The sequence below is a fragment of the Pseudomonas asgharzadehiana genome, from assembly GCF_019139815.1.
Classification (GTDB): domain Bacteria; phylum Pseudomonadota; class Gammaproteobacteria; order Pseudomonadales; family Pseudomonadaceae; genus Aquipseudomonas; species Aquipseudomonas asgharzadehiana.
The window spans coordinates 148,672-161,660 of sequence record NZ_CP077079.1; the positions used below are offsets into that span (position 1 = coordinate 148,672).

Below are 12,989 nucleotides of genomic sequence, written 5' to 3' on the forward strand. Positions count from 1 at the left end.
GCTATCGATTTGATAGCGCTCTTCTATAAGACTCGCCGCTGCAGCAAGCCCTCCTGGATCCATTGCTTGAGCCACGTAACCGCCTGCAATGGCGCACCCTCTGAATAAGTGACTGCCAGTTGCTCGCACAGTTCTGCGAAGGTCCAACCAGTCGTCACCATGCCCGCGATGGCGCATGCCTCGGCGGGCTCAAGGCTGCGGTAGTTGCACACATGCTGATGGCGCCACACCAGGCAGATCTGCGCGGGGTCCAGGGCGTGGCTGCCAGGGAAATCCGCTTGATCTTTACTCGCGCGCCAGATCGCCAGCGAGTTGAAACGGCACAGCAGCGTCTGCACCGACGGCGTCAGCTCAACCTGCAAACCCGGCCAATCCTCAGGTGGCAGCAGCGCCATATCGTCCAGGGCCAGTGGCAAGCCCTGCGGCGCATCGAATGCCAGGGTAAAGGCCCATTCCAACCGCGCCAGCTCCGCCAGCGGCGCGCTGTGCTCGGCCACAAAATGCTCGAGGATAAACGCCGGCAACCGCTCACCCAGCCAGCGCAGGCTGTAATGGGCCGACGGGTAGCGACGCACATAGGCTTCGGCCAGCGCGGCAAATTCCTCATCACCCAGCCAATACAGCACGGCGCCGAAGTCATGGCGCAACACTTCCTGCAACCGCGCCATGTAAGCGTTGTGGTAGATCGCCAGGCCCGTGTCCACATCCAGCGTCGGCCCACCGAGCAAGGTGGCGGCAAAGCCACTGTTGGCCTCAGGCGCTTGCGTTAATAGATGCTGTTCGAAAGCCAACTGCCAATCGATCAGGCGCATAAAGCCCTCCTGGCCAGGGCGCCGGCGCCCAATTCGCGGGCCTTGCTCAGTTCACCGAGCAACTCCTGGAACGGCGGAAAATGGTCATCGCGCTCCAGCAGCGTCGAGACCGGCCCCACATACTCCAGGGTCTGTTGATACAGAGCCCACACCGGATCGCACACCGGATGGTCATGGGTATCGACCACGTAGTCGCCGTAGTCCATATGCCCTGCCAGGTGCAATTGACGAATGCTCTGGGGCGGCACATTGCGAATGAAGGTCCAGGCGTCGAACCCGTGGTTGCGCGAGCTGACATATACGTTGTTCACGTCCAGCAACAACTGGCACCCCGTGAGGTGGGTCAGGGCGTTGAGGAACTCCCACTCGGTGAACTCATCCGCCCTGGCGCGCACATAACTGGAGACGTTTTCCAGCACCAGCGGGCGCTGCAACACATCCTGCACTTGGCGAACGCGGCCGGCCACGTGGTACAGGCTTTCTTCGGTGTACGGCAGCGGCAGCAGGTCATGCAACTGGTGCGCGCTGCCACGGCTCCAGCACAGGTGATCGGAAACCCACGCCGGCTGGATACGCTCGGCGAGCTGTTTGATCTGTTTCAGGTAGTCGGTATCGAGGGCATGGGGCCCGCCGATGGACAAGGACACCCCGTGCATCACCAGCGGGTAGCGCTCGGCGATGGCATCCAGGAAGTACAAGGCCTTACCGCCCTGCACCAGGTAATTCTCGGAGATCACTTCGAACCAATCCACGGCCGGCGACTGTTCAAGGATCTGCTGGTAATACTCACTGCGTAAGCCCAGGCCGTAACCCAGGCTTGGAAGGCAAGCGGACATGACTCGCTCCTTTGAAACGTGCCCGCAGCGCTGGGGCTGCGCTGCGGTTACACGCGTTGGCCGATTACTCGCCGACTTTGCCGCCCGCCTTGGCGCACTCAGCCTTGGTCATGGCCTTGAAGCCGTGGCCTTTGCAGACTGCCTGGCCTTTGCAGGCGTTTTCAGCGGTCTTGCAATCGTTCATGCCTTTGCACGAAGTCACGCCGTAGCAATGCACTGGCGCATCTGCCGCTTGTACCTGAGTGGCAACACCGGCAAACAGGGTAGCGGCGGCCATCGCGAGCGCGGCACCAGCAGCAGCGGATTTAATCTTCATGGTTGTCTTCCTCATGATCGGTAGGGGTGTCGGACTGAACGGATTGTTCAGTCTCGACACACCCCTAGAGTGAGGCGCCTCACCGGCGTTACAGCCCTGGGCAAAAATTTCTGGAATTTATTCGTCGAGCTTCAACAGCGGCTCTTGAAACCGCAGCAAACGCCCGGCGTTGCCCAGTACCAGCAACGTACTGAGGTTGTGCAACACCGCCGCGATCATCGCCCCCGCCGCCCCCAACCACCCGAATGCGGCAAACACCACGATCGCCAACGTCCAACCCAGGCCAATGATCACATTGACCTGCAAGGTATGCCGACACTGACGACTCAAGCGCACACACGTGCCCAATCGGCGCAGGTCGCTGCCGATCAACACCACATCCGCCGATGCCAGCGCGATATCCGCACCGCCCGCGCCCATGGCGATGCCGACCACACCGGCCTTGAGCGCCAGGGAATCGTTGATCCCATCCCCCACCACCATCGGCCGGAAACCGCTGCCGATTTCCCCCAGCACACGATTGAGTTTGTCCTCGGGCAACGCCTGGGCTTCGACATCGCTGATGCCCACGTCCAGCGCCAGGCTGTCGGCCACGCTTTGACGGTCGCCGGTCAGCAACAGTTGGCGGCCCAGGCCCAGGTCGCGCAGTTCCTGCAAGGCCTGACGCGCTTCCGGCTTGACGCTGTCGGCCAGCAGCAGCCAGGCAAGGAATTGCCCGTCGAGCGCCAGCCCGGCAATCGGGCCGTCATGGGTGGGGACCGTGGTGGTGACAATGCCCAACTGGTCGAACAATTCCGGCCGTCCGAGCGCCGCTTCGCCCTGCCCGGTCTGCGCCACCACGCCCAGACCCTGGCGTTCGCGAATGTCGGTCAACGCCAGCAGGTGTTCCTGAACCGCCAACCCGGCCAACGCGCGGCTGACGGGGTGGCTGCTGGCCGAACCCAGGCTGGCCGCCAGGTTGAGCAGCGCCTGGCGATCCGGAAACGAGGTTTGAATGGACTGTAAACGCAGGGTGCCGAAGGTGAGGGTGCCGGTCTTGTCGACCACCAACGAGGTCAAGTCCGCCAGCTCTTCAAGGAACGCCGAGCTGCGGATCAGGATCCCGTGGCGCGCCGCTACGGCGATCCCGGCAATTGCCGTGGCCGGCGCCGACAACACCAACGCACAGGGGCACGCCGCTACCAGCACGGCGAGCATTGCCTGGGCATCGTTAGTCACAAACCAGGTCACCGCCGCCAGCAACAACACCAACACCATGTAACTGCCCGCATAGCGCTCCAACAGCCGCGTGATCGGCGGCTTGGAACGTTCAGCGTTCTGCATCAATGCGATGACTTTGCCCAGGGTCGACTCATCGCCGGTGCGCGTCACTTGCAGGCGCAACAGCCCGTCGAGGTTGATCGCCCCGCCAAATACCTGCATACCGGCGCTGGCTTCCAACGGTACCGATTCCCCGGTGATCGGCGCCGTGTCCAGGCTCGCCTGGCCGGACAGCACCACGCCATCGGCCGGCACGCGGTCACCGGCGCGCACTTCGACGATATCGCCGGTGTTCAACGTGCCGTTGTCCACTTCGACAATGCTGCCGTCGGCCTGCACCAAGCGTGCGTGGCTGCGGGTCAGCTTGCCCAGGGCATGGATCGCCTCCTGGGAGCCGATCACGCTGCGCTCCTCCAGCACATGGCCGAAGATCATGATGATCGGCAACAACGCAGCGGTCAGCAGATCGCCCGTGGCCCAGGCACCGAGCATGGCCAGGGCGATCAGTTGGTCGGTAATGCCATGCAGGCTGGGGAAGCGCAGGCTGAACCAGGCCGAGCGCATCACCGGCACGGCCACCAGCAACGAGGCGACGCCCAGCAGCAATTGGCTCACACCGCTCTGATCCGGCGCCAGCCAGCGCCACACCAGGCCCAGCATCAGCAAGCCCAGCGCCAACATCGCCAGGGTCAATTGCCGGGCGGCGCTGCGCTGCTCGACGGAGGTCAGCATGGGTGCGCTCATTGCTCGGCTCCCTGGATGATCAAGCGGGAGTCGTCTTTAGGGTCGACCGTGGTCACAGAGCCGGCCTGGCCGAGAATCTTCGGCAGGCGCTCGCGGTACAACCGCAACAGCAGGCCTGGGTCTTTGACCTGGGCGAGGCTGGTGACGGTGGCGGTTTGCGCCTGAGCATTGGCCAGACGCTCGCTGGCCTGGGCGTGGGCCACCTGCACCAGGCGGTCGGCCGCCTGGGTCGCGGTCTGGGTGAGTTTTTCTGCGTCGGTGCGGGCGTTGGCCACCGCTTTGTCAGCCTGCTGGCTGGCAGTGAGCACCGCGTTGAACGCATTCACCGCCGGGCTTGGCAAGCTCGACTGCACGTCCACACGCGTCACTTCGATGCCCAGGCCCAGGCCGCTGGAGGTCAGCTCCCCCAAGCGTTTGTTGATGCCTTGTACCAAGTCACCGCGCAAGCGCTCGCGACGTTCGGCGGCGCCGTTGTCGCTGCCGATCAGTTCGGGTCGCGCCACCAGGATGGTGTCCAGGTCCCGCGCCGCCGTGAGGGCCACGGCACTGCGCGTCACCAAGCGGTCCAGGGCCGGCAAAACGTGGTCGCCCTGCAATACAAAGAAATACGGCTCGGTGACCTTGTAGAACACCCGCACATCCAGTTGCACCACCCCGGCATCGCCGGTCAGCAGGTAACCGGAACCGGCCAGGGCATCGCTCAGGGGTGTGGCGAAACTGGCCACGCGGTCGGCCTGGATCGCGGCATCGGAACGCAGCAGGTTCTCCACTCGCCGCTCGATCACACGGTCGGCCGCCGGCAACAGCACCACCTGCTCGAACGGTTGCGGCCAAGCCAATAAAAGCCCGGCGTTCTGGATGCGGTCCAAGGCGCCGAAGTGCAACACCACCGCACGGTTTTGCGGGTCGATCTGGCGCACATTGGAAAACGCCCAGGCCAACGCCGCCAACACCGTCACCGCGTAGAGCGCCATGAACGTCAGGCGTCCGGCCTGGATCCAGGGGCTGTCCGGGCTGTCACGCTCGGTCATGGCTGAATGTCCTTGGGCCCATCCACCAGCGCACGGAACGGCGCGGCATCGGTGCGCAGGATTATTTTGGTACCCGGCGTGACCACCGTGCCCAGGGTATCCAGCGAACGCAGCAGGTTATACAACTGCGGGTTGCCGGCGTAGGCGCGCCCATAGATCTGCGCCGCCTCGACCCGCGATTGCGCTTCGATATCGGCGGCTTTCACCGTGGCGTCGGCCTGCACGATGCGCGCATCGCGCTCGGCGGCGGAACGGATCTGCGCCGCTTCACGCTTGCCTACGGCGGTGCGCTCGGTGGCGATGGTTTCGCGCTCGGCACGCATGCGATCCACGGTGGCGGTGAGAGTCACCGAGGGCAGCGTCAGACGCTCGACGCCCACTTGGGCCACGCGCACGCCGTAGGTGGTGAGCAATTGTTGGTCGATCTGCTGGCGCAACTGCGCTTCAAAATCAGCAATGCGTACTTGGCTGGCGTCGGTATTGATCAGGCTGGACAGGTCGAAGCTGGCCGCCGTGGTTTCCAGCGCCGAACCGACAAACGTGCGAATCTGCCGCGCCGCTTCATCCGGCTGGTTCTGCACGGCGCGCATAAAGCGCTGCACGTTGTCGGCGTCGCCCTGCACCTGCCACGCCACATAGGCCTGCACGATGATACGCAGGCCATCGCGGGTGCCCACGTCCTGCAAGCCGCTGGAGGTGGTGCGCAGGCGCAGGTCCACCGGGATCGCCGCTTCGAACGGAGCCGGCCAACGCCAGCCCAGGCCCGGCTCAAGCAGTACTCGCGAGGGGTTGCCGAAGCGCGTGATGACCGTGGCTTCGCCGGAGCGCACCTGCACCAGGCTGGCCGCCGCGACCGCAAACAGCACCAGCAACACGGCCCAGGCCATGCGCCGCCAAGGAAAGGGGCCGGCCGCGTGTTCATCGCCGTGGTGGTGATGGTGGTGGCCGTGATGATGGTGATGACCGTGATCGTGAGAATGAGCGCTCAACAGACAGACTCCTTATTGAACGGCTTTACGCGGCACCGAAGGGTCGGCCGGCAAGGTAAAAGAACGCAGATCGATCGTCGGTGCGCCGTCGGCGCCCAGGCGGTGATCCAGAATCAGCAGCTTGGCATTGGCCAGGCCTTGGCTCAGTTGGCCAAGGTATTGCTCCAGCACGAAGGCTTGGCCCGCGCTGGCGTAGGCTTTTTGTTCGGCGGCAAAGCGCAGATTCGCCGCCTGGGCGCCGGCATTCACTTCACGCGCGGTGGCCAGGGCCCGGTCGCGGGCGGTACTGGCTTGCAGCAGCGCCTGGTTGGTGTGCTCACTGGCGGCGCCGCGCTCGCGGGCGATCAGCGCCTGGGCGCCGATCTGCGCGGCTTGCACGCCGTGGTAGGCATTCGCGGCACCGGCCGGAGGGTGGATGGCCTCCACCACGGTGGCGAGAATTTCCACGCCGCTGTCGAGCTTTTGCAGGTCGGCCTGCACGGCGCGGCCGATTTCGTCAGCCAAGAGGGTGCGCTGCTCACCGAGCAATTCGTCGAGGGTGCGCGAGGCGAAGTCATGCACCAGGATGCGGCTGGCGGTGCTGCGAATCAGGCTCGGCACATTCGCGCTGTGATAGGTCGCGGCCAGCGCGGCCTGGTCGGTCAGGCCGATGCGGTAGACGAAACGCACGTCCATATTGACGATCTGGAAGCCCTGCTTGTCGCCACGGCTGCTGGCGATCACCTGGGACTTGTCATTCACATGGCTGGCGTCCCACAAGCGGTTGGCGATGGCGGGCGGCGGGCCTTCGGCCGGGGCCAGCTCAGGCGCGGCGGCTTCGCTGGCGCTGGTAGCCAGTTCATGCACCACGCCGTTTTCCACGCTGATCACGCGGCCCAGCGGCCACGGCAAACCGGCATGCAAGCCCGGGCCGAACACCTGCACGGGTTTGCCAAAGCGCTCATAGATCCCACGGCCTTGCAGCGGCACTTCATGCACGCCGGTCAGCGCCCATCCCACCGTGAGCACTACCAGCAGCACCGGCAAAAATGCGCGGCGCATGTAGGTAAAGGCCCAGATCTGACGCAGGTCGATGCCGAAGCGATTGTGCAATTCATGCTGCAACGCCAGCAGCGGCTGTGGCGGCCAGCGCAGCAGCCCGGCGATAAAACTCTGCGCCATCAGACGCGGTTCGAGGCGCGGTTGGCGCGGGCTGAACAGCGACAACGCGCCCCTCAGCAGAAACTCCACCGCCACCAGCGCCGGCAGCAGGCCGATCAGCACCACCAGGCGCAACGGCCACACCGATTCGGCACCGGCAAACAGCAGGCAAACCGCGCTGACCAGCAGACAGGTAATCGCCACGCGGCTCAACTGGGCCAGTTGCGAAGCTTCCGGCCATTGCGCGGCGGTTTCCTGGGCCAGGCGCCGCTCAAATACCAGCAAGCCAAACGCCAATGCCAACGCCAGCGCAGCGCCAACGCTGGCGGACTGGCCGACCACCGCGGCCGGCAGCGCCAGGTTCCAGAATTCGATAATGCTGATCAGCGCCAGCAGCGACCAACCCGCGAGCCACAACACCGGCGTGCCGATCTGCGCCAGCAAGCCACTGCCCAGACGACCGACCAGGCGTGCATAGACGCCAGGGTCTTCAGCCGGCGCAGGGATCAGCTCAACCGTCGGTTCTTCCAACGCCTGGGCGCGCCAGTCCGCCACCCACCAGGCCGACTGCAACCCCGCCACCAGCACCAGCAATGCCGACGCACAGTTGATCAACACCACCGGCCAGATCGACAACGGGGCAAACAACGCGACAAACAACGCCAACACCCAACCGCCGACGGCCAGCACCGTCAGGCTGGCACCGGCCTGGCGCAATCGACGGGCATGGAACAACCCCTGCTGAAAACGCGGAAGGCCTTCCACCGAAGCGCCGTCAGCTTCTAAATCCACTTGCATCGACTTAACGCCCGCTCACACACAGTTCGTTACGATATAACACGGGGCGTGAAATTTTTGTTCGTTGAATACACCACAGACCCCCTGTGGGAGGGGGCTTGCTCCCGATGGCGGTATGTCGGCCAGGCCTGTAGTGACTGACCCACCGCGAGCGGGAGCAAGCCCCCTCCCACATTTGCTCCCGTGCGCGTTCGAAATCGTGATTAACCCCCCATAAACACGAGCCATCACTGGTGCATGCTGCGTTTAATCGGCACACTCCCAACCAGTTTTTCGCGGGCCCACGGACAAGGAAGCGTCACCTCCCCATGATTTCGATCTATCAGCTCAAACCGCGTTTTCAAAACCTGCTGCGGCCCCTCGTGCAGCGTCTGTATGACAACGGCACCACCGCCAACCAGATCACGGTGCTGGCCGGCGTGGTTTCGCTGCTGGTGGGCCTGCTGATCGCCAGCTTCGCCCAGCATGTGTGGCTGTTTGCGCTGATCCCGCTGTGGATGATCCTGCGCATGGCCCTCAACGCCATCGACGGTATGCTCGCCCGGGAGTTCGGCCAGCAGTCACGCCTGGGCGCCTACCTCAATGAACTGTGTGACGTGATCGCCGACAGCGCGCTGATCCTGCCGTTTGCGCTGATCCCCGGGGTAAGCCTGGCGCCGGTGCTGCTGGTGGCGCTGCTCGCGGTATTCAGCGAATACGCCGGCGTGCTCGGGCCCATGGTCGGCGCTTCGCGACGCTACGACGGGCCGATGGGCAAGAGTGATCGGGCCTTTGTACTCGGCGTGCTGGCCACCGGCGTCGCGCTGGGCTGGCTCGGCGCCGGCTGGGTCGACACGGTGATGTGGCTGGTCGCGGCCCTGCTCGCCTACACCCTGGTCAACCGGGTGCGTCAGGGTCTCAAAGAAGAACACTCCATTTCCCCTTCTGCATAAGGATTTTGCGATGCGCGAACAGCAGCAGCACACCTTCAGTACCCATGATGGCGTCGAGCTTTTCTATCGGCACTGGCCAGCCACCGCCTCAGCGGACGGCGCGCCACGCCAAGCCATTGTGCTGTTCCATCGCGGCCATGAGCACTCGGGGCGTATCGCCCACCTGGTCGATGAACTGAACCTGCCGCAATTCGACTTCTTCGCCTGGGACGCGCGCGGCCATGGCCAGTCCCCCGGCGAGCGCGGTGACAGCCCCAGCTTCGCCACCAGCGCCCGCGACGTGCAGACCTTCTGCGACCATATCGGCGCCACGTATGGCATCGAGGAAGAAAACTTCGCAGTGATCGCGCAAAGCGTGGGCGCGGTCATCGCGGCCACCTGGGTGCACGATTATGCCCCCAGGATCCGCGCGCTGGTGCTTGCCTCCCCGGCGTTCAAGGTCAAGCTGTACGTGCCCTTCGCTCGCCCGGGCCTGGCGCTGATGCGCAAGTTTCGCGGCAATTTTTTCGTCAACAGCTACGTCAAGGCCAAGTTCCTCAGCCATGACCCCGAGCGCGTGGCGTCCTACGACAGCGACCCGCTGATCACCAAGGCGATTTCGGTAAATGTGCTGCTGGGCCTGTACGAAGCCGCCGACCGAGTGGTGGCCGATGCCCAGGCGATCCAGGTGCCGACCCAATTGCTCGTCTCCGGTTCGGATTTTGTGGTGCACCGCAAACCCCAGCAGCAATTTTTCGATCGCCTCGGCAGCCTGAAAAAAGAACTGCACGTCCTCCCCGGCTTCTTCCACGACACCCTCGGCGAACGCGACCGTGCGGTGGCCGTGAGCAGCGCCCGACGCTTTATCCTGCAGAATTTCGAGCACCCGCTGGACCGCGCCTCGCTGCTGGACGCCGACAAACTCGGCGCCACCTGCGCCGAATCCGAATCCCTCGCCGCGCCGCTGCCGCGCAATTCCCTGCGCGACCTGTACTGGCGCATGACCCGCGCCAGCATGGGCCTGGGCAAGAACCTGTCGGACGGCGTGAAACTGGGCTTCGACACCGGCTTCGACTCCGGCAGTACCCTGGACTACGTCTACCGCAACACGCCCACCGGCAAGGGCAGGCTGGGGCGGATGATCGACACCAACTACCTCAACTCCATCGGCTGGCGCGGCATTCGCCAGCGCAAGCTGAACGTCGAAGAACTGCTGCGCCTGGCCATGGCCAAGCTGCGCGCGGATGAGCGTGAAGTGCGTATCGTCGACATCGCCGCCGGCCACGGGCGTTACATCCTGGAAGCCTTGCAGGGCGTGTCGCCGCTGCCGGAGTCGATTCTGTTGCGTGACTACAGCGACATCAACGTGCGCGACGGTGGCGCGTTGATTCGTGAGAAGGGCCTGGGGGACATCGCGCAGTTCGTCAAAGGCGATGCGTTCGACCGCCTGGACTTGGCCGCCCTGGACCCCAAGCCGACGCTGGCCGTGGTGTCCGGGCTGTATGAACTGTTTGCCGACAACGGCATGGTTGGCGGTTCGCTGGCCGGCCTGGCCGAAGCCGTCGAACCGGGTGGCTATCTGGTGTACACCGGCCAACCGTGGCATCCGCAGCTGGAGCTGATCGCGCGCGCCCTTACCAGCCATCGCCAGGGCCAGGCCTGGGTAATGCGCCGACGCAGCCAGGCGGAAATGGATCAACTGGTAGAAGCCGCCGGTTTCCGCAAAATCACCCAGCGCGTGGATGAGTGGGGCATCTTTACCGTGTCCCTGGCACAGAAGATCTGAGCATGCGCGAAGCCGGTCTATTAAAACCAGCAGTCTTGTGGCTGCTGCTGTTGGCGCCGCTGTTCTTCAGCACCTACGGCTTTGCCACCTGGGTTACCAGCCAGCGCAGCGACGTGGGCACGCTGGTGTTCGGCTGGGAAACCTATATGCCATTCTGGGCGTGGACCATCGTGCCCTATTGGTCCATTGACCTGCTCTACGGTTTCTCCCTGCTGCTGCCCAACACTCGCCACGAACTCAAGCAACATGCATTGCGCCTGCTCAGCGCGCAGGTGATTGCGGTGAGCTGCTTCCTGATCTGGCCGCTGCGTTTCACGTTCGAACGGCCGGAGCTCGATGGCGTGTTTGGCTGGCTGTTTGCGGTGCTGGCGGGCTTCGATAAGCCGTTCAACCAGGCGCCGTCGCTGCATATCGCGTTGCTGGTGATTCTATGGGTCATGTTCCAACGCCACAGCCAAGGGGTCTGGCGTTGGCTGGTGCACGGCTGGTTCGCGCTGATCGGTATTTCGGTACTGACCACTTATCAACACCACTTTATCGACTTGCCCACAGGTGCCCTCGCCGGTTGGCTGTGCGTGTGGTTGTGGCCGGTGGAACACCCGAGCCCGCTGCTGAATGCGCGACTCAGCCGCGACCCGAAGCGCTGGCGGCTGGGTATGCGCTACGGGATAGGCGCGCTGGCGTTGGCCCTTCTGGCGCTCAGCCTGCGTGGGGGGTGGTTGTGGTTACTGTGGCTGGCGACGTCACTCGGCCTGGTCATGGCCAATTACTGTGTGCTCGGCGCGGCAGGCTTCCAAAAGCGTGCCGATGGCCGGCTCACGCCCGCCGCGCGCTGGCTATATGCACCTTACCTGGCGGCCGCGTGGATCAATTCACGGCTGTGGACGCACAGGCATCCACAGCCCGATCTGATTGTGGATAACGTTTGGCTTGGGCGAATTCCTACCTCTAAAGAGCAGGGTTCATTCAGCGCTATCGTCGACCTCTGCGCCGAACTGCCGATTAATCCACAGGCCCGAGCGTATCAATGTATTCCCGTGCTGGACTTGATCGCACCGACTTCAGCCGAATGCCGGCACGCGGCCGAGGCCATCGAACGCTTGCGCGCAAGCGGCCCGTTGCTGGTGTGCTGCGCCCTCGGCTACTCGCGCAGCGCCACCGCCGTCGCCGCCTGGCTGCTACACAGCGGGCGTGCCCCGACGGTGGAACAGGCGCTGGCTATCATTCGTACAGCGCGGGCCAACGTGGTCTTGCATCCCGCTCACCGTGAAGCACTGGAGGGTTTGCCCCATGCCCGCTGATATGGAACTGCAAGTGGTTGCCAGCCTGCTGCGCCGTGGTCGCGCGCTGGATCAGTTATCCACAGGCCTCACCGTCGCCGGCGTGTTATTCGGCCTGGCGCAATTGCTGATGCCGAGTATTACGCCTATTTGCCTGCTGCTCAGCCTGTGGATGATCATCCTCGGGCTGCTGCAAAAATACTGGGCGCTGCGGGTGGCTTTCGATGCCGACCTGTTCGCCCTGCTGGCGCGTGACACCGGGCGTACCGCCGACCTCGACCAAGCCCTGCAGACCCTCGGCCTGCAATCGCCCAAACGTGCCGGCCGGCCTTGGGCCGAGCGTCGTCGCGGCGCCCTCAAACTGCTGCGCAAACAAGCCTGGCTGCTCGGTGCACAAGCGCTGCTGACCCTGGGCATGATCCTCGCCAGCCCTTGGCTGCCTTTCGCCGGATAAGGAACCCCCCATGTTCGAACCTGTGGTTGCCACGCTCATTACCTCCATGGCCCGCACTGTCACGGGTGCTCGCAGCCTGTGGCTGGGTTGCGCGCCAGTGCCGGTGCAACGCATCTACTTCGCCAACCACAGTAGCCACGGCGACTTCGTACTGCTGTGGGCCTCGCTGCCGCAAAACCTGCGCAAATTCACACGCCCGGTGGCCGGCAGCGATTACTGGAACAAAAGCGCGCTGCGCCGCTACATCATCAACCGCGTGTTCAATGGCGTGCTGATCGATCGCGAGCGCAAAGAGCCTGTGGATAACCCACTGCAACCGATGCTCGCCGCGTTGGAAGGGGGCGATTCGCTGATCATCTTTCCCGAAGGCACGCGCAATCTGGAAGACGGCTTGCTGCCGTTCAAAAGCGGTTTGTATCACTTGGCCAAAAGTTACCCACAGGCGGAGCTGATCCCGGTGTGGATCGCCAACCTCAACCGCGTCATGCCCAAGGGCCGCGTACTGCCGCTGCCGTTGTTATGCACCACCAGCTTCGGCGCGCCGCTGCAACTGACAGACGGTGAAGACAAGGCGCTGTTTCTCGCCCGCACCCGCGACGCCCTGCTCGCCCTTGCCCCGGAGCATTCCTGAC

12 protein-coding genes are annotated in these 12,989 nt (G+C 64.1%); 5 read left to right on the forward strand and 7 right to left on the reverse strand.

Annotated elements, in window-relative coordinates; all coding sequences use genetic code 11:
- Positions 1–23 precede the first annotated feature (23 nt).
- The 7 genes from KSS96_RS00700 to hflK (KSS96_RS00730) all read right to left on the reverse strand — a co-directional run bounded on the left by KSS96_RS00700 (position 24) and on the right by hflK (KSS96_RS00730) (position 7,926).
- On the reverse strand, positions 24–812 hold the full coding sequence (locus tag KSS96_RS00700; protein WP_017528647.1) for an HvfC/BufC N-terminal domain-containing protein: 789 nt from the start codon (positions 810–812) through the stop codon (positions 24–26).
- Positions 803–1,648: an MNIO family bufferin maturase gene (gene bufB, locus KSS96_RS00705; protein WP_017528648.1), complete on the reverse strand. Its 846-nt coding sequence runs from the start codon at positions 1,646–1,648 to the stop codon at positions 803–805. Before bufB ends, KSS96_RS00700 begins: the two co-directional genes overlap by 10 nt.
- A gap of 64 nt (positions 1,649–1,712) precedes the next feature.
- Positions 1,713–1,964: a BufA2 family periplasmic bufferin-type metallophore gene (bufA2, locus tag KSS96_RS00710; protein WP_017528649.1), complete on the reverse strand. Its 252-nt coding sequence runs from the start codon at positions 1,962–1,964 to the stop codon at positions 1,713–1,715.
- 117 nt (positions 1,965–2,081) lie between these two features.
- Positions 2,082–3,968 carry a cation-translocating P-type ATPase gene (locus tag KSS96_RS00715; RefSeq protein WP_065879224.1) on the reverse strand — a complete coding sequence of 629 codons (1,887 nt, stop codon included), beginning with the start codon at positions 3,966–3,968 and terminating at the stop codon, positions 2,082–2,084.
- Positions 3,965–4,999 (reverse strand): protease modulator HflK, encoded by a 1,035-nt coding sequence (gene hflK, locus KSS96_RS00720; RefSeq protein ID WP_017528651.1) that lies wholly within the window; start codon positions 4,997–4,999, stop codon positions 3,965–3,967. Before hflK (KSS96_RS00720) ends, KSS96_RS00715 begins: the two co-directional genes overlap by 4 nt.
- Entirely contained in the window at positions 4,996–5,991 is a 996-nt protein-coding gene (hflC, locus tag KSS96_RS00725; protein ID WP_370737716.1) for a protease modulator HflC, read from the reverse strand. Before hflC ends, hflK (KSS96_RS00720) begins: the two co-directional genes overlap by 4 nt.
- A gap of 9 nt (positions 5,992–6,000) precedes the next feature.
- Entirely contained in the window at positions 6,001–7,926 is a 1,926-nt protein-coding gene (hflK, locus tag KSS96_RS00730; protein ID WP_065879223.1) for a protease modulator HflK, read from the reverse strand.
- Between the two features lie 308 nt (positions 7,927–8,234).
- On the opposite strand from hflK (KSS96_RS00730), the gene KSS96_RS00735 reads away from it, so the two are divergent.
- The 5 genes from KSS96_RS00735 to KSS96_RS00755 are packed head-to-tail and all read left to right on the forward strand — an operon-like array spanning position 8,235 to position 12,988.
- Entirely contained in the window at positions 8,235–8,858 is a 624-nt protein-coding gene (locus KSS96_RS00735) for a CDP-alcohol phosphatidyltransferase family protein (RefSeq protein ID WP_017528654.1), read from the forward strand.
- Between the two features lie 10 nt (positions 8,859–8,868).
- Positions 8,869–10,623 (forward strand): bifunctional alpha/beta hydrolase/class I SAM-dependent methyltransferase, encoded by a 1,755-nt coding sequence (locus KSS96_RS00740; protein ID WP_017528655.1) that lies wholly within the window; start codon positions 8,869–8,871, stop codon positions 10,621–10,623.
- 2 nt (positions 10,624–10,625) lie between these two features.
- Positions 10,626–11,924, forward strand: a complete 1,299-nt coding sequence (locus KSS96_RS00745) for a phosphatase PAP2/dual specificity phosphatase family protein (protein ID WP_065879222.1) — start codon at positions 10,626–10,628, stop codon at positions 11,922–11,924.
- Positions 11,914–12,357, forward strand: coding sequence for a hypothetical protein (locus tag KSS96_RS00750; RefSeq protein ID WP_065879221.1), 444 nt, complete (start codon positions 11,914–11,916; stop codon positions 12,355–12,357). Before KSS96_RS00745 ends, KSS96_RS00750 begins: the two co-directional genes overlap by 11 nt.
- Before the next feature lie 10 nt (positions 12,358–12,367).
- Positions 12,368–12,988, forward strand: coding sequence for a lysophospholipid acyltransferase family protein (locus tag KSS96_RS00755; RefSeq protein ID WP_017528658.1), 621 nt, complete (start codon positions 12,368–12,370; stop codon positions 12,986–12,988).
- The last annotated feature ends 1 nt before the right edge of the window (position 12,989 follow it).

Coding starts and splice junctions, on each gene's coding strand:
- KSS96_RS00700 (WP_017528647.1), bottom strand. CDS start 812: ATGCGCCTGATCGATTGGCAGTTGGCTTTCGAACAGCATCTATTAACG.
- bufB (WP_017528648.1), bottom strand. CDS start 1,648: ATGTCCGCTTGCCTTCCAAGCCTGGGTTACGGCCTGGGCTTACGCAGT.
- bufA2 (WP_017528649.1), bottom strand. CDS start 1,964: ATGAAGATTAAATCCGCTGCTGCTGGTGCCGCGCTCGCGATGGCCGCC.
- KSS96_RS00715 (WP_065879224.1), bottom strand. CDS start 3,968: ATGAGCGCACCCATGCTGACCTCCGTCGAGCAGCGCAGCGCCGCCCGG.
- hflK (WP_017528651.1), bottom strand. CDS start 4,999: ATGACCGAGCGTGACAGCCCGGACAGCCCCTGGATCCAGGCCGGACGC.
- hflK (WP_065879223.1), bottom strand. CDS start 7,926: ATGCAAGTGGATTTAGAAGCTGACGGCGCTTCGGTGGAAGGCCTTCCG.
- KSS96_RS00735 (WP_017528654.1), top strand. CDS start 8,235: ATGATTTCGATCTATCAGCTCAAACCGCGTTTTCAAAACCTGCTGCGG.
- KSS96_RS00740 (WP_017528655.1), top strand. CDS start 8,869: ATGCGCGAACAGCAGCAGCACACCTTCAGTACCCATGATGGCGTCGAG.
- KSS96_RS00745 (WP_065879222.1), top strand. CDS start 10,626: ATGCGCGAAGCCGGTCTATTAAAACCAGCAGTCTTGTGGCTGCTGCTG.
- KSS96_RS00750 (WP_065879221.1), top strand. CDS start 11,914: ATGCCCGCTGATATGGAACTGCAAGTGGTTGCCAGCCTGCTGCGCCGT.
- KSS96_RS00755 (WP_017528658.1), top strand. CDS start 12,368: ATGTTCGAACCTGTGGTTGCCACGCTCATTACCTCCATGGCCCGCACT.